Source organism: Spirosoma sp. KCTC 42546 (assembly GCF_006965485.1).
Classification (GTDB): domain Bacteria; phylum Bacteroidota; class Bacteroidia; order Cytophagales; family Spirosomataceae; genus Spirosoma.
This window is the reverse complement of the sequence record NZ_CP041360.1, coordinates 3,614,092-3,634,956: the sequence shown is the minus strand read 5'-3', so window position 1 is coordinate 3,634,956 and position 20,865 is coordinate 3,614,092. Positions and strand designations below refer to the sequence as shown.

Below are 20,865 nucleotides of genomic sequence, written 5' to 3'. Positions count from 1 at the left end.
CAGAAAACAACTGATTGATCATCGGTTATCTTCAAAAAATAAGTAGGTCCGGTACAAGCTAAAGGATATAGCTTGTACCGGACCTACTTATTCTCTTATATACCCAGAAGCCTATTAAGCCTGCTTCGTTAATTGAATATTCATGACCAGTTTAACATCGTCACTTACAACAACGCCACCCGCTTCGGTAACACCATCCCAGGTCAGACCAAACTCTTTACGCTTGATCGTGCCTACCAGCTCGAAACCAGCTTTAGTCTGACCATAAAAATCCTGCATCTGTCCACCGTGTTCAACCTTTAGGGTTACAGGCTTCGTTGTACCACGAATGGTCAGGTCGCCGGTAAGGGTATAGGTATCATCACCGGTTTTGGTCATCGAGTTTGATACAAAGGTCAGTTTAGGGAAGTTCTCGGCATCAAAGAAATCAGCTGATTTCAGGTGACCATCCCGTTGTTCCTGGCCCGTACTGATGCTGCTTATGTCTGCAGAGAAGGCGATTTTAGCATTGGTAAAATCATCACCGAATGTTTCAACCTGACCTTCATAGACCCCAAATGATCCCGTTACGGTCGAGATTACAAGGTGTTTTACTTTAAACTGCACTTCAGAGTGCGTAGGGTCAATGGCCCAGGTAGTAGCGGTGGCGGTTTCAGTTGCCATAGTTATAGTCGTTTATAAAATTTCGTGTTGACGTATTTGATGTATATACATTTAATTTAACTGAAATGTTTCAAATTTTTGAATTATTTTTTTCAAGCCCTACTGATACTCTCGCCCGACAGACCTACCTGCCTTTCTGAGCGTCTTCCGGAACTTTAGTCAGTTCCATTCCAGCGCCCTTTACTAGTGCTACCTTCCCTTTCATGTCAAGTATAAAGCTTAGGGGCTCTTTACCATTCCAGAACTGATCGAATACCATTCGGAAGGTATCGAAATGCCAGTGCTCGAGATAGCCAGTCAACAGGTTATTGATGGATGCATAGAGTTTCCCGTCTTTCTGCGTCACCACTACTTTTCCATACAGTGGGTCGGCATACGAACCTACGTACGCCGTTAAGGGCAGAGAGGGTTTTGTATTCAGCACACGGGTGCTATCTACTTTTCGCTCCGCCTGTTTGGCCCGTTGTTTTAATGCGCCATACAATTGCCGAAACTCTGTGCTCCAGTCGCGGTCAACGCCAAGCCGGGCGTCGGGCCGTCCAAACTCATCGAAGGCACGATACATGAGTGCATGGCGAAGTTCGGCATGGTCGAGATTTCCCTGCACATACACAGCTACTTTCTGATCCGGCAATTGTCCGTGAATGGCAACCATACCCGTCAGGCTTCCGGTATGGAAATTCACCCGTTGCCCGCGGTAGTCCTGCTGAAACCAACCCAGGCCATAGGTTTTCCAAACGGGTTTTGTCAGGTATTGGGTCGGGTAAAACTGACTGTCAGTCACCAGTGTCTGCGGTTTGAACAACTCGGCCCAGGTAGCCGGTTTTAATAAAGTTTTACTCGTTCCACCGATTGTGTATCGGCTACTATCGAGCATACAGATCATCCAGGAAGCAACATCATCCGGGCAAGTCCAGATCGAGCCCGCCGGTCCAACCGCATCGACTAATCCCTCCTCAATCCGACTGTTTACAGCACGAATCGTATCGTTTATCTCAATATGGGGTTTTGCCCGATTTACTTCGTCCGCTACTTCCTTAAAGAGAGCCTTTGTTCTGCGCATGCCCAGTGGCTCAAAAATTCGGGTTCGAACGAAGACATCCCAGGGAATCCCGCTTACTTTTTCGATGACCTTACCCGCGGCCAAATACATAATATTCTGATAAATAAAGCTCGACCGTAGCGAATACGACGGTTTAATGAGCCGCATCCGATGCAGAATTTCGTCGGAGGATATCTGCATGCTTGCCCAAAGCACATCTGCATTACCTACGCCTGTGTTGTGAATCAGTAAATCCCGCACCCGTACCTCCCTCGTAACAGCCGGATCATAAAAAAGAAAATCGGGCAGGTAATTGACAACGGGGTCATCCCATTGAAGTTTACCCTCATCGACCAGCATACCAATACAGGCAGCCGTCATGGCCTTGGTTGTAGAAGCCATGGCAAAAAGGGTTTGTGTATCAACAGAGCCCGTGACTCCCATTTCTCGGACCCCGTAGCCCTTTTTCAGCAGCACTTTGCCATCCTTCACGACCGTAACCGTCAGGCCAGGCACCTGCCAGTCGCGGACAGCCTGCTGCACATAGGCATCGTAGCGGGCAACGGGATCAACCGTCTTTTTTTTGGATTGTGCCCATACGGGCTGATTCATACAGACACTGACAAGCAGCGTAAAAAAGAGGATAGTCTGTTTCATGGCAGGTTGTTTGATGCCCTAAGATAGCATTTTTCAGTTGCAGCGGTCGCACCGACGAGCCCGTCTGTACGTATATTTGCTTGTATCATCTCTTACCAATACAACCATGAATTACGTCAACAAACAAAAAATCCGGTCCTGGCTGTTAATTGCTTTCGCCTTGCCGCTACTTTTCTTCACGAGTAGTAGCTACGGTCAGTCGAAAACAAGCGCAGCTAAAGCGGCTAATGGCCTATCGGCGATCAAAGAAAGTGACATTAAGCGCGACCTATTTGCGCTGGCAGGCGATCATTTCCGGGGACGCGAAGGCGGTTCACTCGACGAACTGAAAGCATCGGTCTGGATTGCCGATCAGCTTCGGGCAATGGGCCTGCAACCCGCTGGCGACGATGGTACGTTCTTTCAGTTTTTTCATATTCAACGCACCCGCATTACGGAAACCAGCCGATTGATCATTGGCAGTCACCAGCTCACCCACGGTCAGGATGCATTTATTCTTGCCCCCGCCATTGCATCGGTCGATGCGCCACTTGTGTTCATTGGCAAAGGCACCCCCGAAGACCTAGCGAAAGTTGATATTAAAGGGAAAGCGGTAGCACTGGAGTTCTCGGGAACTGGTCCTGCCGAACTCAGCTATCGTCGGTATTTATTCGGAACCATGAATCGCCGGGCGGCCGAACTGGTCAAAGCGGGAGCACTGGCCGTTATTTGGGTTTCTGATGCACAGGCTCAATTTTATTTCGACCGATGGACAACAGGGCTCGAACGGGGTCGGTACGATTTACCGGGTGGAGCGAATACGCGCGTGTTTTCTCAGGCACCAACCGTTTGGCTCCCTGCGAATGCGCTGGAGTGGGTCAAACAGCCAAATCAGCAGTTTACCAATGTAGTCAACGTTGAGAGTTTCAATTATCCATCAGTCAATATCGTGGCCAAAGTACCCGGTACTGATCCCAAGCTGAAAGATGAGTATGTGCTTTTCAGTACGCACCAGGATCACGATGGGGTTCGGAAGGCGGTTGCCGGTGATTCAATCTGGAACGGAGCCGATGATAACGCCAGTGGCTGTGTCGCTACCATGGCTATCGGACGAGCTTTTGTACAGAAGCCAGGGAAACGTTCTGCGCTTATTGTTTTTCATGGTGCCGAGGAGCGTGGATTGTTGGGATCCCGTTACTACGTAGAGCATCCAACTGTACCGAAAGAATCTATTGTTGCCGTTTTAAACGCCGAGATGATTGGGCGAAACGACCCGGATAGTGCCGCCATTCTGGGCCAGCAACCACCCCACCGTAACTCAACCGATCTGGTGAATGCCGCCTTAGCGGTCAACCAGTCGGAAGCGCATTTTAAACTGGATATGCTCTGGGACAAACCGGAACATCCCGAAGGCTGGTATTTCCGTTCTGACCACCTGCCCTACGCCCGTGCCGGTGTACCAGCCATTGCCTTCACAACCCTACTCCACCCCGACTACCACACACCAAAAGACGAGCCCGACCGGATCAATACAGCCAAAGTGACACGGATTGCCCGATGGATTTACCTAACCGGTTGGGATGTTGCCAATCGGCCTAGCCGGGTGCGTGTGGACGAAGGGTTCAAATTGGAACGGTAACTATTCATAGTCATTGGTGGTCATTAGTAGTCATTAATTGGGAACAATTGAGCGGTAGGAGATTCAACAACGAATGACTACAATGACTAGTAATGACCACTAATGACTATTATCTAAGGTGCCCTTAAAACATAGCCCTCGCCAATCACAGTATGAATGAGTTTTGGCGCTCCGCCCTGATCAATTTTCTTCCGAAGCAAGCCCACATAGACTTCAATCGAGTTGCTGCTCATGGCATACTGCATATCCCAGACCTGCTCGGCAATAGTGACTCTGGAGATGACCCGCCCCTGATTGCGCATCAGGTATTCCAGCAATTGATATTCTTTGGCGGTTAGATTGATTGACCGATCTCCACGCTTAGCGGTTCGCTCGTCCAGGTTCAGTACCAGATCACTTACGGTTAGCGTAGATTCTGAATGCAGGTTTCCAATGTGTCGCCGGGTTAAGGCCCGTACCCGAGCCATCAGGATATCAAACTGAACAGGTTTAACTAAATAGTCGTCTGCACCAACATCCAGGCCCGTAACGATATCATGGGTTGCCCCGAGCGCACTCAACATCAGAATTGGGGTTTCAATTTCTTCTTTTCGGAGTGCGGCTACCATATCCTGTCCATTCTGACGCGGCAGGTTAACATCCGCAATAATTAAATCATAGGGGTAATCAAGCGCCATTCTCTGCCCCATAAGTCCATCCGATGCAATCTGCACATGAAAGCCATTCGCTTCTAATCCTTTCCGGAGAAATCCGGCAATTGAGGGTTCATCTTCAACGATGAGTATATGCATAGTGGTAAACGTTGGGGCGAAATTAGAAAAACTTCAGCACCCGCGTATCATGTTACAATAGCACGCTGATTTTTATGATAGGTATGATTTACACAGATTTTGTTAGAAACAAAGAAAATCATAACTCATCTTACTCATCATAAAAATCAGCGTGCTATAGACGTTAACATACTCATTATGTTACTACAACAAAGCCCCAATCCAGACGAATCGAGGCTTTGTCATGAACAACTAAACTACTCAACGTTAACACAAACCACTAATCTATCGACGGCCACCGCCGTGAAATCCACCGCCACTGAAGCCTCCTCCAAATGATCGCATACCACCGCCACCCCAGGATTGCGAGCGGTTTACACCGGGGTTAACTCCCTGATACCGACCAGGGGCGGCAATCCTGGCGGAACTGCCTGCGCTACCTACAGCTCCGGAACGGTTATATTGACCCGCATTGTTCAGCCAGTTACCCCGTCCGGCACTTGACCCGAACGTCCGTCGGGCCGCCGACATGAAGCCTGCATTGCCTGGTGTCAGGATGCGTTGTTGCCCCAAATTGTGGGTATAGTAGGTATTGAATCGGTTATACAAATGTGGATACACATACCGCCCTGATCCAAAAAACCAGTTTGAGAAACCCAGCGAAGGTAAACCAAACATAACCATGTTGCCACCCATGCCATAATAGAAACCGGTTCCATACCACCAGGCCGATGGATACCATAGTGGGGATGCGTACCAGTATGGATAGCCAAACCAGAACGAATAGGGGTTTTGATAATAATAGGACGTATTCACCCAGGCAGGGTTTGGATTGATACCCATGTTATACCCATTGGCCTGTGCGTACGCTTGCCCAGCCTGCTGCAACTCCTGTCTGGCCTGTGGATCGTTGTTCAATTGATTTTGATAATCAGCCAGTTCTTGCTGATTCTGAACTTGTAGGCTGTCGTGTAGCGCGGTCAAGTCTTTCGTAACCTGATCGGGGTTGGCCTGATAGGCTTCTCCTAAACGCGCTGTTTTATCAATCTGATCGGTGAGCTGGGTCATCACATCGGGCATTTCAATCAATTGACGAAACGCGCTTTGTGTTAGGCCATCCAAGGTGCTAATCACGTTCTCGAAAGCCTGTTGTGCCTGCTGGTTGATATTATCGACCTGTACCAGATCAGCATTGTGATGGCGGTACAATTTCCAGGCCGACACCTGTATAGTAGCGGGCATTGGTTTAGTCAGGTTATTTACCGTCTGCTCGTCTGAGCCAGTGGGTAAGGTTGCCAGCGCATGCAAAATATCGGGATACCGGGACAGATCATAAAACCAGCCTTGCTTGGTCTGTCCATAGGACTGAATCAGATTGGCAAACGCCTGTTCGCTGTTGGCCCGTTGCTGTGCCAGCGCCGTTAAAACCTGTGGTTGTACACTGGCCAGCAAGATCGACCGACGCACATCATCGCGATAAGGTGCAATGGCCGAGACAAGAGTCTGGTCATTGATCGGAGCCGTTTGCTGGTCCTGATCTCTGGTTTGGGCTATGGTTGATTGCCATCCTGCCGACAACAGCCCAAGAGTTAGCAGCAGGGCTTTCGTTGGGATGAAATGGATGAACGTTTTCATAGGTTTGGTAAGGCAACTAACGCCTTAATTAACGATTACGGTTAGTGAATTCAAGGTCAGATGGCAGGCCTGATTTCGGCAAAAATCTGAAGCAAACTTTAGTCATTTCTACCTGCCTCACTGACTATACAAACAACGCTTTGGGGGCTAAAGAAAGGCTAAACCGGGGGTTAATGTTCGGTTAAAAATATTTTTTCTGACAGGATTTACACGATGAAGAGGATGATTTTTCTCACGACAAAATCATCCTCTTCATCGTGTAAATCCTGTCAGAAAAAAAACCTGGATAGAATGTCCTAACTTCGACATCGAATACGCCTGTTTATTAAAAACCTCCAGAACGAACTACATCAACAACCCATGACATCCTCTCTCCTGCGCAAATTCACCCTGTTTACGATGGCGTTGGCAACACTGCTCGCCTGCCATCGACCACCTACCCAACCAGCAACCTATTTTCCACCTAAAGGCGATAACTGGGTACACCTGGCCCCCGAAAAAGCGGGCATGGACGCAGCTTTGCTCGATCAGGCCATCGCATTTGCGAAAACACAGGAAACTACTCAGATGACTCCTAATTTTTCGACGCAGGAGGAAATCTTCGGTAAACTTCTTGGACCTATGCCCACCAGCCGGGCAGCCACAAATGGGCTTGTGTTACGGCATGGCTACATCGTAGCCGAATGGGGAGATACCCAGCGTCCCGACCCAACCTACAGCGTAGCTAAAAGTGTGTTATCAACCGTAGTGGGCATCACTACCGAACGAGGCATGATTCCCGACATTCACGATCCAGTAGCAAAACTCATTCATGACGGCGGCTACGATTCGGAGCAGAACCGAGCGATAACCTGGGAGAATCACCTGACTCAAACCAGCGAATGGGAAGGAGCCTTATGGGGAAAAAACAGCGATTTTGTTGGAAAAGAAGCGTTTGGGAAAGGCGAGCGTAAACCCCGCACGCTCCAGAAACCCGGCACGTATTACGAATACAATGATGTGCGAATCAATCGGATGGCGCTTTCCTTGTTACGCTTATGGAAGAAACCTATCCCTGAGGTTGTCCGCGATGAAATCATGAATCCAATTGGCGCTTCGGATTCCTGGCAATACATTCCGTACCCAAACGCCGTTGCAGACGTTGGTGGGAAGCAAATGCCATCGGTGAGTGGCGGCACCCGCTGGGGTGGTGGCCTGCGGATTAGTACCCGGGATGAAGCCCGGTTTGGTTACCTGTTTCTAAGGCAGGGTCGCTGGGGCAACCAACAGATCGTTTCGGCCGACTGGGTAAAAAAAGCAACCCAACCCAGTCCGTTCGGCCCTGATTATGGGTATTTGTGGTGGCTCAATACGGGTACAAGTTCAACCGGCAAAAAAGCCTGGCCCGATGCCCCAACTACGAGTTACGCGGCCATCGGCGCGGGTTCAAATACGATCTGGGTAGACCCGGAGCATGACATCGTGATTGTGTGGCGATGGCACAACGGAAACCCAAACGAACTGATTAAGCGCGTATTGGCAGCGGTTAAAGAGTAATTGGAATGATGTTTGCCCCAATGTAACGCTATGATACTTAACCTGAATCTATACGCATGAATGTGTTCAAATTTACGCTACTACTCTGCCTAATTAACCTGGGGCAGACATTCGCCCAGTCCATTTATCAGGGTCCACAACCCGAAGCGCTATTTACAACAGCATCTGACAAAGCATTTCTGGCCGACTTCAGAACAAAGTTCAAGGCTGATTTTGATACAACCAGTCAGTATGCAAAGCTTCGGACTTCGGGCCTGGATGCCTGGGAAATGAGTCTTTTTGACGCTCGCAAAACTCAGTCGGCCTATTATAAATCATACCCGAAAGCCAGCGAACTGTCGGAAGGGTTCAAACAGTATGTCGAGGCCTGTATCCGCTGGAATTATTGGCACCTGCTGCTGGCTTATCCTATTCTCCGGGGGAATGCCCAGACGGCCCAGTCAAGTCTGATGTCGCTTCCATCCGTTATGGTTGAGGACCTGGCAGCCCTAAAAGTGAATGACGAATCAGCTCTTTCGGCTGAGCCTTACCAGGATTTCCTATTTTTTTACGTCACCTACTTTAACTCGAAGGCCCGCAATTTTGCCAAGTATACCTCCACCGATATCCAGAACAGCCTAACTGACAAGGCTACTTTTGCCCGTCAACACCTAACGGGGAAACCTTATCAATACACACTGGCGCGACTGTTAGTCGAAAACTGCGACAAAACCCCACCTTCGTCGGTTCGGGCTGTGTTTGCTATTCTTAGTGCAACCCCAAACGCAGTTGGTTATGTTAGCGTCGTCAAAGCCCGGTGTGGGGAGGTTATGGCCAAAAAGGATGAACCTGTTGTGGCCGCAGATGCCCAAAAGAAAACGATAGACCCCAAAGCATTCTCATTTGCGAATCAAAACGGCGAGCCGGTTACCCTTGACGAATACAAAGGGAAAGTTGTTTACCTCGACGTCTGGGCCAGTTGGTGCGGGCCTTGTCGGGCTGAATTTCCTTACTCCAAACAACTCCAGGAACGCCTGAGTAAAAAACAGAAAGAGCAGGTGGTTTTTCTTTACCTATCCATCGACGACACGGAGGAAGTCTGGAAAAAAGCACTGGCTACACTTCAGTTGCAGGGTGAACAGGGTTTATCGAAAGGCGGCTGGAAATCCAAAACGGTAAAGTATTTCGGCATTCAAAGTATACCCCGCTACATATTGATCAATAAAAATGGACAGGTAGCCGATGCCGATGCCAAACGCCCCAGCATGACCGACGCCATTTTACAGGATATTATTAAGCTTCTTGGCGAGTAAAGAAGAATTATAGAGAACACAAAATGATGAATTACTATCCTTTATAGTTTCTTTACTTTGGGTTCTCTGAAGCTGTGGTTAATTCTTTTTGCTATCAGTGATCTATCAGCTGTAGATATAGCTCTTCGACCTGCTTCCGCGCCCAGTCCGTTTTACGCAAAAACGTCAGGCTCGACTTAATACTCGGATTACTGGTGAAGCAATTAATTCTAATCTTCTGACCAAGCCGATCCCAGCCATAGTGAGCTACTAACTCCGTCAGAATAGCCTCAAGGGTTTTCCCATGCAGGGGGTTATTGGCCTGTGTATTCATACTACAAACAACGGTGAAAATACGGTATAGTCAGCAAACATAAGATTTAAAGGCAGGAGCAACTGATTTGGTGTGGCCTAAAAATAAATACAAAAAACAAATAGATTTCGATATGCTTTTACTATCCGGTTACTAGTAGCCAACTGGAGCAAAATACCCTGGAGTTGGATTACTAGCCTAAGGCCGAGAGTGGTTAATAAACGAAAATAGTTACCACAATTCAATTTCAGTAAATAATATCTTTATAAATTCTGTGACAAATTGGAAGGAGCATTCGTCTAAAAAAGCTGATCAGCAAAATTACGCATCGATTTACGGGGTTCTACTACCATTTTTTGAGGCTGTATTTAACTGCAAAATTGTTGATTAACAAAGTAATCACAGGCAAAATACAGGTAAGTGCAAATGAAATTTTACAAAAATACTCAGCACGCATACTATATTTGATGCTTGTAGTTAACTAAATTAACCATTCCTGACCACCGTAAGGGTAAAAAAATACTCAATACCATGCCGATAGCTGAACGCGAACGCATTTACGAACGAGCCGATAATAAAGGCTGGAAAAAATGGGGGCCTTACTTATCAGAACGTGCCTGGGGCACGGTTCGGGAAGATTATAGCCCGTATGGTGATGCCTGGAATTTCGTTACGCACGACATGGCTCGCTCCCGTGCCTACCGCTGGGGCGAAGAAGGTATCGGCGGAATTTCTGACAACAAAGGCCACATCTGTTTTGCACTGGCGTTCTGGAATCATAAGGATAACATTATAAAGGAACGCCTGTTTGGTCTTTCGGGACCAGAAGGCAATCATGGCGAAGACGTTAAGGAACTGTACTATTATTTAGACAGTACCCCAACTCACTCCTACATGAAGATGCTCTACAAGTATCCTCAACAGGAATTCCCCTACAATCGACTGGTTATTGAAACCATGCGCCGGGATCGTCAGGCACCCGAGTTTGAATTGACGGATACGGGCATTTTTGAGAAGGACGAATACTTCGATATTTTTATCGAATACGCTAAAGCCGATCAGAACGACTGGCTTGTTACCATAACGGCGCATAACCGCTCAGACAAAGAGGCTCCTCTTACATTACTTCCAACTATCTGGTTCCGAAATACCTGGTCCTGGGGCTATGAGCAATATAATACCCGGCCCATGCTCCATGGCATTGCCAATAATCAGATAGAGGTGAATCACAAGCAGTTAGGCAAGTATAAGCTTTACTGTGAGGATGCCGATACACTTCTATTCTGCGACAACGATACGAATACGGAACACCTGTACGGGCGACCAAACGTAGCGAAGTACCCGAAAGATGGCATCAATAATTTCATTGTATCGGGGGGTAAAAAAGGCTTCATCAATCCGAATCAGATTGGCACAAAAGCGTCTGCCCAATATGTAAAGAAAGTGCCGGCTGGTCAAAGCGTTAGTATCCGGCTTCGCTTCAGCGACCAGACGCATCTGGCACAACCATTCGGCGACTTTGACGAGATCTGGAACAAACGCGTTGTAGAAGCCAATGACTTTTTTGCCAACCTGCAAAAAAACGTCACGGACCCTGAACTGATGGCCATTCAGCGACAGGCTTATGCTGGTATGCTCTGGAACAAGCAGTTTTACTATTACAACGTAAATGAATGGCTTAAGGGAGACCCTAAAATGCCCGTGCCGTTTCAGGGACGTGTGTATGCCCGCAATGAATCCTGGCGGCATATGTACACGGCCAATATTCTCTCCATGCCCGATAAATGGGAGTACCCCTGGTTTGCGGCCTGGGATCTGGCTTTCCATACCCTGACGCTGGCCCGACTTGACCCGCATTTCGCTAAGCGCCAGCTAGCCGTTATCCTTCGGGAGTACTACATGCACCCCAACGGACAGATACCCGCTTACGAATGGAATTTTGGTGATGTAAACCCGCCTGTTCATGCCTGGGCCACCTGGAAAGTTTACGAAATTGACCGCGACCTGAACGGGATTGGGGATGTGAATTTCCTGGAACGGGTATTTCATAAACTGCTGCTCAATTTCACGTGGTGGGTAAACCGCAAGGACGTCTCAGGCAATAATATTTTCGGGGGGGGCTTCCTTGGTTTAGATAACATCGGGGTTTTCGACCGTAGTCAACCCCTGCCCATGGGTGGTCGTATTGAACAGGCCGATGGTACAGGCTGGATGGCTATGTATACCCTCAATATGCTTCGAATTGCCTGTGAGATTTCGCTTACCCGGCCTAGCTATCAGGACATGGCCAGCAAGTTTTTCGAGCATTTTCTACATATCGCATCGGCCATGAACAACTTGGGCCGCCAGAATATCAGCCTGTGGGATGAGGTAGACCAGTTCTACTACGATGTACTGCACATGCCTGATAACAACGCCCGGTTGCTCAAAATCCGCTCCATGGTGGGTTTGATTCCGCTCTTTGCCGTTGAAATTCTGGACGAAGCTTTACTCTCAAAACTTCCTGATTTCAAACGTCGGGTGGAGTGGGTACTTACAAACCGTCCTGATCTGGCTTCGCTCGTTTCGCGCTGGCACGAGCCGGGTAAGGGCGAAACGCACCTGTTGAGTCTGCTTCGTGGTCACCGGATGAAGATGATTCTGAAACGGATGTTCGACGAAACCGAGTTCCTGTCTGATTACGGTATCCGGGCGCTGTCCAAATATCATGAAAAGACACCCTATCAATTTGAGTTGAACAGTGAAATATTCCAGGTGCGCTACGTAGCAGCCGAGTCTGAAATGAGCATGTTTGGAGGTAACTCCAACTGGCGCGGGCCTATCTGGTTCCCACTCAACTTTCCGCTGGTTGATTCGCTATTGAAATTCTACCAATACTATGGTGATGATTTCGAAGTAGAGTACCCAACTAATTCTGGTCAGGTGATGAGTCTTAAGGAAGCCGCTATGCATGTCACCGAGCGGATTATCAATATTTTTCGGCGTGACGAAAACGGGCAGATACCTGCTTATGGTCAGGATAAAAAAATGCAGAATGATCCCCATTTTCAAGGCCTCTATCTCTTCTATGAATATTTCAATGGGGATAATGGCATGGGCTTAGGGGCCAGTCACCAAACCGGCTGGACGGGTTTAGTGGCCGATCTGATCGAGTATTGGTACAAATACCAGTCCGAAACCGTAGCCATTCCCGCAGGGAAATAAACGTAAAACCAGCAGAAAGCCGGGCATATTGTCCGGCTTTCTGCTGGTTTATTGACCTACATATTTGCTGACAGCCTCAACCACTAACTGGTTCAGAGATATTCCTTTTTCGAGAGAAACAACTGCCGCCTTTCGATGCAATTCGGGTTGCATACGGATATTAAATGAACCGGCAAAACTCTTCTCTGGCTTCTTTCCAACCGCTTTACACAGTTCCAGGTAATCTTCGACAGCTTCTACAAAAGCGGATTCGAGTTCATTGACACTGGTTCCTTCAAATGTTACCAAGTCGGTTATGAAGGCAAGTTTTCCATGAAAAACTTTATCGTCGGAATTGTATTGAACGGAACCGACAAAATCCTGATAACGAAGTACATTTTCCATGTATCAATTGCTTAAGTTGAGTATGTCCTGAATTTCTTTGAGCTGATATTGCTTTAATATACTACCAGGATGAGGTTTATGTAATCGAATAATCTTCTTTGTTTCCGGATTAACGAAGGCTCGTCGGCTACCTTCCGTTTTCCCTTTGCTAACTTCCTCATAGCCAAAATAGGCTAGTAAACTGACCAACTCATTCCAGCTAAAATCAGTCGGTTTCGCTTGAAAACGTTCAAGTAACTTCTCTTTTTCACTCATGAAACGCAAGCAACTGTTTTTCAGTTGCAATATATAGCGTTTAGATGCTCATTAGACCCTTTTCTAAAAAGAAAGTATATCTACTGTAGCTACAATGCTCTAATCCTACTTCTGGTTAGTCACCTGATTTACAAAACCACTTGACTCCCTAAAAGGCTAAATAACTACTTCCGATAATCCAGTGGTGGTTTTCGATCTCCAGCCAACGATTTATAGGTAAAGGCCTCACCACCACGTGCTTTGTACAGCTCTGTTTTGGCTTGCTGTACGGTTGCTGGTTGTTGAAACAGGTCGATAGCGGTTAATGAGATCGTTTTCGCTGCGATCAGCATGCCTTTAAATCCAATGGACATCCCATCACAGGCAACGGCCTGCCAGCTATGCGCTGGAACACCGGGCACCCAGGTTGAGGTGGATAACCCTGCCGTAGGGAGAACCCAGCTTACATCCCCAACATCGGTGGATGCCGAGCCTACGCCATTCAATGCATACGGTTGAATCTCGGAAGCACGACTTAATGGTGGTAGGCTTTCAGAATTCACTGTCTTCCGGATTTTATCGGCAAATTCCGTTTCTTCAGGTGTATAGCGGTTACCGCCTACTTGTTCCAGATTTTTTTGCATCAACTTAGCCAGCGTTTCGTTAGGTAATAGATTATACAGGCCCGCCAGAACCTCGTAGGTCATCGTCGTTTCGGTACCCAGCGCAGCAGCCTGAGCAGTTTTCATCAGTCGGGCCCACACTTCTTCCAGCCCCTTTGCCGTCGGGTGTCGAATGGTATATTCCACTTCCGCATAGTCAGGAACGATATTGGAGGTAAGGCCACCCTTTTTAATTACGTAGTGAATCCGGGTAGTTGACGTCACGTGTTCACGCATCATATTGACCATATAATTCATTGCTTCCACAGCGTCCAGTGCCGAGCGGCCTTTTTCGGGTGCAGCAGCCGCATGGGCAGCGAGTCCATTGAACTGAAAATTAGCAACCCGATAGGCAAGGGATGACGATGGACTTGCGCTGTTGCCATCACCTGGATGCCAATGCAGCACAGCATCAACGTTACTGAAAAGTCCCGCCTTGACCAGGTATGTTTTACCGCCACCGGCTCCTTCTTCAGCTGGGGTACCAATCAACTGGATCGTGCCGGATTTGCCCGATTGTTGCAAATAGTTTTTTGCCGCGATAGCCGCTGCTACGGAACCTACACCAAATAAATTATGGCCGCAGGCATGTCCGTATGCATTAGGAACCAATGGTTTACGAACAGGAACAGAGTCCTGAGACAAACCTGGCAGAGCATCCATTTCGGCTAAAATGCTGATCACTGGGGCGCCTTTACCATAGCTGGCCACAAATGCAGTTGGCATCTCTGCAACGCCGGTTGTAATACTAAACCCCTGGTCCTGAAGTTCCTTTTGTAATAGCTTACTGGTTTCAGTTTCCATATACCCTGGTTCAGCCAGTTTCCAGATGCGTTGCGCCAACGAAGCATAATGGGGATATTGCTTATCTAACTGACTAATAACTGCTACTTTTTCTTTTTGAGCATAGGCAATCGTTACCAATAGAAATACCGCTATTACAGAAAATACAGATTTTAATTTAAGCATAATAGTAATTTAAGAGGGAAAGTTTGGAGAAATACAGAAAGAAGGAAACTAGCTCAAGCCAACCGTTGAATATACTAGTTGTGCATAAATTAACCAGCCTACCCGATAAACCTTTTGTGCAGCTTGCTTCTACTACCTGCATTGATGCTGGCGTTACTGATCATCCTATCCTTTGTCTACCTCATCCTTACACTGGCCGTACACCTTGTGCGTAAAGCCTTAAACAGTTCAGCAGGTTATTCCATCTATTGAGAGGCTGTTATATACAGTTCAAAAGAATCACCTTTCCGAATCGGATGGGTTGCCGGAGCTTTGGTGTGTTACAATTAACGTATGATAACACAATAACCAGTTTATAGCCAGATTCTTGAGTATCTGTTTTCACAGGATTGCAATGTTCACATAGGGGGAAATTGCGTCTCAGGGGTCATAACTGTAATAAAGTGCAGTAAACAACATCATGAACGCTTTACTTTCAATCTCCCGATTTCTACTACTATTCATTTTTGTTGGCTGGGGTTCTGCTTTTGGGCAAACACGATCAAATCCGTTGCTTATTTCAGGAAAAATCACTGAACTGAATTCAGGACAGGGGATTCCGTTTGCCTCCATAGCAGTAAAGGGTAAGACGACGGGCGCACAGGCCGATGCCGATGGCCGATACGAACTGCATCTGCGGCAACCCGCCGACACCTTGTTGGTATCAGCACTAGGCTATCAAACGATGCAGATCGCCGTTGTATCTTCAGCGCTTGATATATCGTTAACCCCAGCGGCTTCTGTGCTGAATGAAGTAGTTGTGCACGCGGGCGAAAACCCGGCATTTCATATTCTACGAGAACTGCATGCGCATAGAAAACAAAACGATTTTCGGCAGTTGGACAGCTATGACTATGAAGCGTATAGTCAACTAGCTATTACTATTAATCACTTGTCTGATCAATTCAAACAGCGAAAACCCATTCAGGCAATCCTGCACGCGTTGGAACAGAAACAAGGCAGATCTGCCCCTGAATTGCCTGTTTTTCTATCCGAAACCGTTTCACATTTGTACGCCCGACGGCATCCGCAACTGACTAAAGAGCAGGTTCAGAAGACGAACATTACGAGTCTTGGAATAACCGATGATAGTTTCGTGGCACTGTTTACGGGAGCGGGTTTCAACACCTTAAATTTCTATCAGAATCAGGTAAGTCTTTTTAAGAAAGAATTCATGTCGCCCCTGGCCGAAGGAGGGCGTATGGCGTATACGTATTTCCTGGCCGATACCGCGCAAATTGGTCAACACAGCTGCTATGGAATTGATTTTGACCCGAAAAATGAACGCGATCTGGTTTTTCGGGGACGGATGTGGATCGACACCCAGACCTACGCGCTTGTTCGGATTGAAGCCCGTGTTGGTGATGCGGCAAATATCAACTTTATCAATCAGATAGACATCGACCAGACCTATGAACTTGTTCCCGATATTGACCATGCCTGGTTACCCGAAACGACGCATTTAACGGTCAGTGTTGGAGAGGTTGTAAAAAATACGTTTGGCGCATCGGTCGATTATACGACAACGATTCGTCAGCCAGTGGTCGGCATACCGAAGCCCGTCAATTTTTTTGACACCGATATTGCTCTCGCCAACGACCGTGCAGAATTCTCATCCGAGTACTGGAAGAATCAGCGTCAGCAAGCCGGTCAGTCTCAGAATTTCGATCAAACCCGCGCCTTACTGGATACGGTCCGGCATCTACCCATTGTCCAAACCTACACGAAGATAGCCCAGTTTGTACTTAATGGCGGCTACCTACCGCTTGCCCGAGGTCTTGACATTGGCTCGTTATTTTCTATGTGGGCCTATAATCCAGTTGAAGGTCATCGGCTCCGGCTAGGTGTGCAGACCAACAATGCATTTAGCCGTACCTGGCAACTAGCTGCGTATGGCGCTTACGGCACACGTGATCGAGTCTGGAAAACCGGCTTCGAGGTCAATTTTATCCCAACACGGAACCCGTTAACGTTGGTTACGTTAAAGCATAGCTACGATCTGGAGCAGTTGGGCTTTCGTACAGAAGACCTGGCCGACAACTCATTTTTTCGGGTCAATAGTCGGTTCGGGCCCTATCCGCGGGCATTTTATCAACGCGAAACGGCCTTGACAGCCCAGCGTGATTTAGGCCCTAATTTCACTCAGACTGTCGGCGTACGTTACCGTAGCATGCATCTACTATTTCCTTTTTCAATCAATCAAGACATTGATACACAACAACCTAGTACTCTTATAACAGATTTACTGAGTAAAGAATACTTTCTGGAAACTCGTTACGCGCCAGGTCGACTACCGGCCCGGCGCGTAACGAGCCGTCGAATTCGGCGTCGGCCTTCTGAAACAGCGCCCATAGTAACTTTCCGGTACACCTTAGGAACCGCTTCATACCAGGGCCGGGCCTTTAAAGGCTATCATAAATGGCAGTTACAATGGGATCATACCCTACGCTGGGGCCTGGTTGGCCGTACACAGTATACCGTTAAGGCCGGATACAGTCCGTCAACGATCCCCTATCCGTTACTTCAGGTGCATCTAGGAAATCAGACACCGTTTTATAACCGCAATGCCTTCAACCTGATGAACTATGCTGAGTTTGTGAGTGATCGGTATGTGTCGGTAGCGGTCGAGCACAAATTTGAAGGTCTATTTACTAATCGACTACCCCTGATCCGGCGGTGGGGATGGCGTTCGTTTGTAACCGGAACTATGTTGTGGGGACAGTTGAGCAAAGCAAATCGTGAGCTGATAGCTACACAGGATGCCACAGGAAAGCTTCTCCCACGCGTTCACTCGCTACATCAAATCCCTTATGTTGAAGTAGGATATGGTTTCGAAAACGTCTTAAAATCAATTCGAATCGAAGCTATGCACCGGCTCACTTATCGACAAAATCCAAACGTAACTCCCTTTGCCGTTAAGCTGTCGTTTCAGATTGGCTTATAGAGGGGTTACCTGTAGGAGCAACGTTTAACTAATGATTGGCTAATGAAACGGGGCAACTAAAATTAGTTGCCCCGTTTCATTAGTTACAAGATCAATCCACTTCGTCGGAGCATTGCTTTGGGCGATGGCTCACGACCCCGGAATTTCTTATAGAGTTCCATTGGCTTCTCGCTTCCCCCTTTTTCGAGTACATTCTTACGGAAACTATCGGCGGCTGCTTTATTATCCAGACCACCTTTTTCCTTGAAGAATTCAAAAGCGTCGGCGTCTAAAACTTCACTCCATTTGTAGCTGTAGTAACCCGCCGAGTAACCACCCGCAAAAATGTGCGAGAAAGCTGGACTAATGGCCACTCCTTCTACATGTGGGAACAGGTTCGCAACGGAATCCACCCGATTTTCCACCTGAGAAATTGTTTCGCCCGTTGGTTTCTGGCTGTGGTAGTACATATCTACCAGGCCTAACCGCACCTGGCGCAGATTCGCCATACCGGCCATGAAGTTCTGGCTGGCACGAATTTTTTCGATCAACTCATTCGGAATTACTTCACCCGTTTGGTAATGTTTGGCGAAGAGTTTGAGTGCCTCGGGATCGTAGCACCAGTTTTCCATTACCTGTGAGGGCAACTCCACAAAATCGCGGGGAACGCTCGTACCGCTTAGGCTCTCGTAGGTTCCATTAGCCAACATGCCGTGCAACCCGTGACCAAACTCGTGAAACAATGTAGTCACTTCGTAAAAAGTCAGTAAGGAAGGCTTGGTATCCGTAGGACGAGTGAAGTTGCAGACGTTGACTATATGAGGGCGGATATTTTCGCCGTTTTCTACTTTTTGTCCCTGCACATCATTCATCCAGGCACCGCTACGTTTACCGGGACGAGGGAAATAGTCTCCGTAGAACACCGCCAGAAACTTACCATCCTTATCGAATACGTCGAACGTTTTTACTTCGGGGTTATAAACCGGAATGTCCTTGCGCTCTTTGAAGGTGATACCATACAATTTGTTGGCTACCGTAAAGGCACCGTTCAGAACGTTTTCGAGTTTAAAATACGGCTTCAGCGTTTCATCGTCAAGGTCGTATTTCTCTTTTTTCAGTTTCTCCGCATAATAGTTATTGTCCCAAACCTGTAGTTTATCGTCAGTAAAACCATGCGCTTTCGCATAGGTCGTCAGTTCGGCGAGTTGGCGTTCGGCAGCCGGACGGGCGTAGGTTACCAGTTCATCAAGGAAACTCTGTACTTTATCCTTAGAACCTGCCATGCTTTCTTCGAGTACAAAATCAGCGTGGGTTTTGTAGCCAAGTAAGGTTGCCCGCTCGTAGCGCAGGTTTACGATTTTCTGAATGATGGCTGAGTTATCGTTCTTATCGCCGTGGAAGCTGCGTCCATTATAAGCCATGTACAGTTTTTTACGCAACTCCCGATTATCGGCATACTGCATGAATGGCCCGTAGCTTGGCGCTTGTAACGTAAATACCCAACCTTCTTTTCCCTTTTGTTTGGCCGTCGCCTTTGCTGCTTCTCGAACGTAATCGGGCAAACCGGCGAGGTCTTTCTCATCGGTCACGGGCATCATGTACTCGTTGGTTTCGTTCAGCACATTCTCGCCAAACTGTAGCGACAGCTGCGACAGTTCTTTATCAATGGCCCGGAGACGTTCCTTCCCTTTTTCGTCCAAATTCGCGCCATTGCGGGCAAACCGCTTATAGCTTTTTTCAAGCAGCATCGCACTTTCCGGGCTGAGCTTAAAACTTGCCCGCTGATCGTAAACAGCTTTCACACGGGCAAACAGTTTCTCGTTCAGGCCAATATCGTTCCGGTATTCGCTCAGCATGGGCGATGCTTCCTTAACGATCTTCTGAAGTTCGGGAGTAGTTTCTGAACTGTTCAGGTTAAATAATACCGACGTTACTTTGTCCAGTAAGGCCCCCGAGTGTTCAAGTGCAACAATGGTATTTTCGAACGTCGGCTTCGCTGGGTTATTGACAATGGCAGCCACATCACTACGACCCTGAGTCATCCCCTCTTTAATAGCGGGCAGGTAATCGGCATTGGAAATTTTGTCAAATGGGGCCGTTTGGTGGGGTGTTGAATACGGTACCAGGAATGGATTTTGCGACATCTTAGGTTGAGGGGGCGATGGCTGAGCGAAGGTTGTCGACGCGACAACGGCCAGCAATACGCCCGTTTGTTTGATTCGTTGATGAGTAAACATAGCGATTTGCAAAATGAGTTTCCCGGAAAAATACGAAATAAAGACAATTTTAACAACGCGATGTTGCACAGGTGGTTGCCAATAGGTGTGAGTGGAAAGAACAAAAAAAGTCGACCAAGCTGGCCGACCTTTTCTACACTCCCTTCCTCTATTTTACTCAATATTAGTAACGACCATAGCCCGGCCCATTTCCATATCCACGGCCTCGTTGTGCTGAACGCGATCCAGGCGATAACTCATAAGGACGCATGTGGGCAATTACCTGATCGCGCTGTTGTGGCCCAAGAACTGCCATCATGTCGATGAACTGCCGCTGGCGAGCCTGACGGAAGAAATCGCGTTGACGAGGGTCCCGAAAATCGATGTTCTGCGTTTGCTGGTTGAATCGATCGCGAATCCGGCGAATCTCGCGCTCCTGCCGACGGCTTAGGTTTAACTCCCGATCCCACCACTCCAGGTGGCGGTCGAACTGGTTGTCGTCGTAATCGTAGTTGTAATTCGGCTGCCCATACCCAGGTTGGTTATAACCGGGCTGATTGTATCCCGGCTGGTTATAGCCCGGCTGTTGGGGGTAATTATTGGGAGAAGACTGTGGGTAGCCGTAACGTTGGGCAATTACGCTGGTCGAGAGAAGAACGACCAGCGTAGCGCCAGTCAGCAGGACTTTTTTCATGGTCGTGTATTGTTTTCAGGTTGTATTTGTCCCTT

The 20,865-nt window shown here is 47.8% G+C and carries 15 protein-coding genes; 5 read left to right on the top strand and 10 right to left on the bottom strand.

Features of this window, described 5'->3' with window-relative positions; genetic code table 11:
* Positions 1-114: 114 nt before the first annotated feature.
* Both EXU85_RS14785 and EXU85_RS14780 read right to left on the bottom strand, forming a co-directional pair.
* On the bottom strand, positions 115-663 hold the full coding sequence (locus tag EXU85_RS14785) for a YceI family protein (protein ID WP_142772829.1): 549 nt from the start codon (positions 661-663) through the stop codon (positions 115-117).
* A 124-nt stretch (positions 664-787) separates the two neighbouring features.
* Positions 788-2,362, bottom strand: coding sequence for a serine hydrolase (locus tag EXU85_RS14780; RefSeq protein WP_142772828.1), 1,575 nt, complete (start codon positions 2,360-2,362; stop codon positions 788-790).
* A gap of 106 nt (positions 2,363-2,468) precedes the next feature.
* Between EXU85_RS14780 and EXU85_RS14775 the strand changes: the two genes are divergently transcribed.
* On the top strand, positions 2,469-3,980 hold the full coding sequence (locus tag EXU85_RS14775; RefSeq protein ID WP_142772827.1) for a M28 family peptidase: 1,512 nt from the start codon (positions 2,469-2,471) through the stop codon (positions 3,978-3,980).
* 113 nt (positions 3,981-4,093) lie between these two features.
* Here the strand turns inward: EXU85_RS14775 and EXU85_RS14770 are convergent, their stop codons facing one another.
* Both EXU85_RS14770 and EXU85_RS14765 read right to left on the bottom strand, forming a co-directional pair.
* Positions 4,094-4,771: a response regulator transcription factor gene (locus tag EXU85_RS14770; RefSeq protein ID WP_142772826.1), complete on the bottom strand. Its 678-nt coding sequence runs from the start codon at positions 4,769-4,771 to the stop codon at positions 4,094-4,096.
* Between the two features lie 264 nt (positions 4,772-5,035).
* Positions 5,036-6,385, bottom strand: coding sequence for a DUF3300 domain-containing protein (locus EXU85_RS14765; protein WP_142772825.1), 1,350 nt, complete (start codon positions 6,383-6,385; stop codon positions 5,036-5,038).
* A gap of 360 nt (positions 6,386-6,745) precedes the next feature.
* Here EXU85_RS14765 and EXU85_RS14760 point away from each other — a divergent pair, with 360 nt between their 5' ends.
* A complete protein-coding gene (locus tag EXU85_RS14760) occupies positions 6,746-7,921 on the top strand; it encodes a serine hydrolase (protein ID WP_142772824.1) in 1,176 nt (391 codons plus the stop codon).
* Between the two features lie 56 nt (positions 7,922-7,977).
* Positions 7,978-9,213, top strand: coding sequence for a TlpA disulfide reductase family protein (locus EXU85_RS14755; protein WP_142772823.1), 1,236 nt, complete (start codon positions 7,978-7,980; stop codon positions 9,211-9,213).
* Between the two features lie 94 nt (positions 9,214-9,307).
* Here EXU85_RS14755 and EXU85_RS14750 read toward each other — a convergent pair whose 3' ends face one another.
* Positions 9,308-9,526: a VF530 family DNA-binding protein gene (locus EXU85_RS14750; protein ID WP_142772822.1), complete on the bottom strand. Its 219-nt coding sequence runs from the start codon at positions 9,524-9,526 to the stop codon at positions 9,308-9,310.
* A 510-nt stretch (positions 9,527-10,036) separates the two neighbouring features.
* Here EXU85_RS14750 and EXU85_RS14745 point away from each other — a divergent pair.
* The gene (locus EXU85_RS14745) at positions 10,037-12,709 is read left to right on the top strand and encodes a glucosidase (protein WP_142772821.1); all 2,673 of its coding nucleotides are present in this window, start codon (positions 10,037-10,039) and stop codon (positions 12,707-12,709) included.
* A 48-nt stretch (positions 12,710-12,757) separates the two neighbouring features.
* Here the strand turns inward: EXU85_RS14745 and EXU85_RS14740 are convergent, their stop codons facing one another.
* The 3 genes from EXU85_RS14740 to EXU85_RS14730 form a co-directional block, all read right to left on the bottom strand.
* A complete protein-coding gene (locus tag EXU85_RS14740) occupies positions 12,758-13,093 on the bottom strand; it encodes a type II toxin-antitoxin system HicB family antitoxin (protein WP_142772820.1) in 336 nt (111 codons plus the stop codon).
* Between the two features lie 3 nt (positions 13,094-13,096).
* The gene (locus EXU85_RS14735; RefSeq protein ID WP_142772819.1) at positions 13,097-13,348 is read right to left on the bottom strand and encodes a type II toxin-antitoxin system HicA family toxin; all 252 of its coding nucleotides are present in this window, start codon (positions 13,346-13,348) and stop codon (positions 13,097-13,099) included.
* A 164-nt stretch (positions 13,349-13,512) separates the two neighbouring features.
* On the bottom strand, positions 13,513-14,958 hold the full coding sequence (locus tag EXU85_RS14730) for an amidohydrolase (protein ID WP_142772818.1): 1,446 nt from the start codon (positions 14,956-14,958) through the stop codon (positions 13,513-13,515).
* Between the two features lie 460 nt (positions 14,959-15,418).
* On the opposite strand from EXU85_RS14730, the gene EXU85_RS14725 reads away from it, so the two are divergent.
* Positions 15,419-17,941 (top strand): DUF5686 and carboxypeptidase-like regulatory domain-containing protein, encoded by a 2,523-nt coding sequence (locus tag EXU85_RS14725; RefSeq protein WP_142772817.1) that lies wholly within the window; start codon positions 15,419-15,421, stop codon positions 17,939-17,941.
* An 83-nt stretch (positions 17,942-18,024) separates the two neighbouring features.
* Here the strand turns inward: EXU85_RS14725 and EXU85_RS14720 are convergent, their stop codons facing one another.
* Both EXU85_RS14720 and EXU85_RS14715 read right to left on the bottom strand, forming a co-directional pair.
* Positions 18,025-20,064, bottom strand: coding sequence for a M3 family metallopeptidase (locus EXU85_RS14720; protein WP_168207933.1), 2,040 nt, complete (start codon positions 20,062-20,064; stop codon positions 18,025-18,027).
* Positions 20,065-20,320: 256 nt separating this feature from the next.
* Positions 20,321-20,830, bottom strand: coding sequence for a hypothetical protein (locus EXU85_RS14715; RefSeq protein ID WP_142772815.1), 510 nt, complete (start codon positions 20,828-20,830; stop codon positions 20,321-20,323).
* Positions 20,831-20,865 lie beyond the last annotated feature (35 nt).

What these genes read in the sequence shown, in the direction of transcription:
- EXU85_RS14750 (WP_142772822.1), bottom strand. Translation starts at nt 9,526, where the DNA reads ATGAATACACAGGCCAATAACCCCCTGCATGGGAAAACCCTTGAGGCT.
- EXU85_RS14770 (WP_142772826.1), bottom strand. Translation starts at nt 4,771, where the DNA reads ATGCATATACTCATCGTTGAAGATGAACCCTCAATTGCCGGATTTCTC.
- EXU85_RS14720 (WP_168207933.1), bottom strand. Translation starts at nt 20,064, where the DNA reads ATGTCGCAAAATCCATTCCTGGTACCGTATTCAACACCCCACCAAACG.
- EXU85_RS14745 (WP_142772821.1), top strand. Translation starts at nt 10,037, where the DNA reads ATGCCGATAGCTGAACGCGAACGCATTTACGAACGAGCCGATAATAAA.
- EXU85_RS14785 (WP_142772829.1), bottom strand. Translation starts at nt 663, where the DNA reads ATGGCAACTGAAACCGCCACCGCTACTACCTGGGCCATTGACCCTACG.
- EXU85_RS14780 (WP_142772828.1), bottom strand. Translation starts at nt 2,362, where the DNA reads ATGAAACAGACTATCCTCTTTTTTACGCTGCTTGTCAGTGTCTGTATG.
- EXU85_RS14735 (WP_142772819.1), bottom strand. Translation starts at nt 13,348, where the DNA reads ATGAGTGAAAAAGAGAAGTTACTTGAACGTTTTCAAGCGAAACCGACT.
- EXU85_RS14740 (WP_142772820.1), bottom strand. Translation starts at nt 13,093, where the DNA reads ATGGAAAATGTACTTCGTTATCAGGATTTTGTCGGTTCCGTTCAATAC.
- EXU85_RS14755 (WP_142772823.1), top strand. Translation starts at nt 7,978, where the DNA reads ATGAATGTGTTCAAATTTACGCTACTACTCTGCCTAATTAACCTGGGG.
- EXU85_RS14765 (WP_142772825.1), bottom strand. Translation starts at nt 6,385, where the DNA reads ATGAAAACGTTCATCCATTTCATCCCAACGAAAGCCCTGCTGCTAACT.
- EXU85_RS14715 (WP_142772815.1), bottom strand. Translation starts at nt 20,830, where the DNA reads ATGAAAAAAGTCCTGCTGACTGGCGCTACGCTGGTCGTTCTTCTCTCG.
- EXU85_RS14775 (WP_142772827.1), top strand. Translation starts at nt 2,469, where the DNA reads ATGAATTACGTCAACAAACAAAAAATCCGGTCCTGGCTGTTAATTGCT.
- EXU85_RS14760 (WP_142772824.1), top strand. Translation starts at nt 6,746, where the DNA reads ATGACATCCTCTCTCCTGCGCAAATTCACCCTGTTTACGATGGCGTTG.
- EXU85_RS14725 (WP_142772817.1), top strand. Translation starts at nt 15,419, where the DNA reads ATGAACGCTTTACTTTCAATCTCCCGATTTCTACTACTATTCATTTTT.
- EXU85_RS14730 (WP_142772818.1), bottom strand. Translation starts at nt 14,958, where the DNA reads ATGCTTAAATTAAAATCTGTATTTTCTGTAATAGCGGTATTTCTATTG.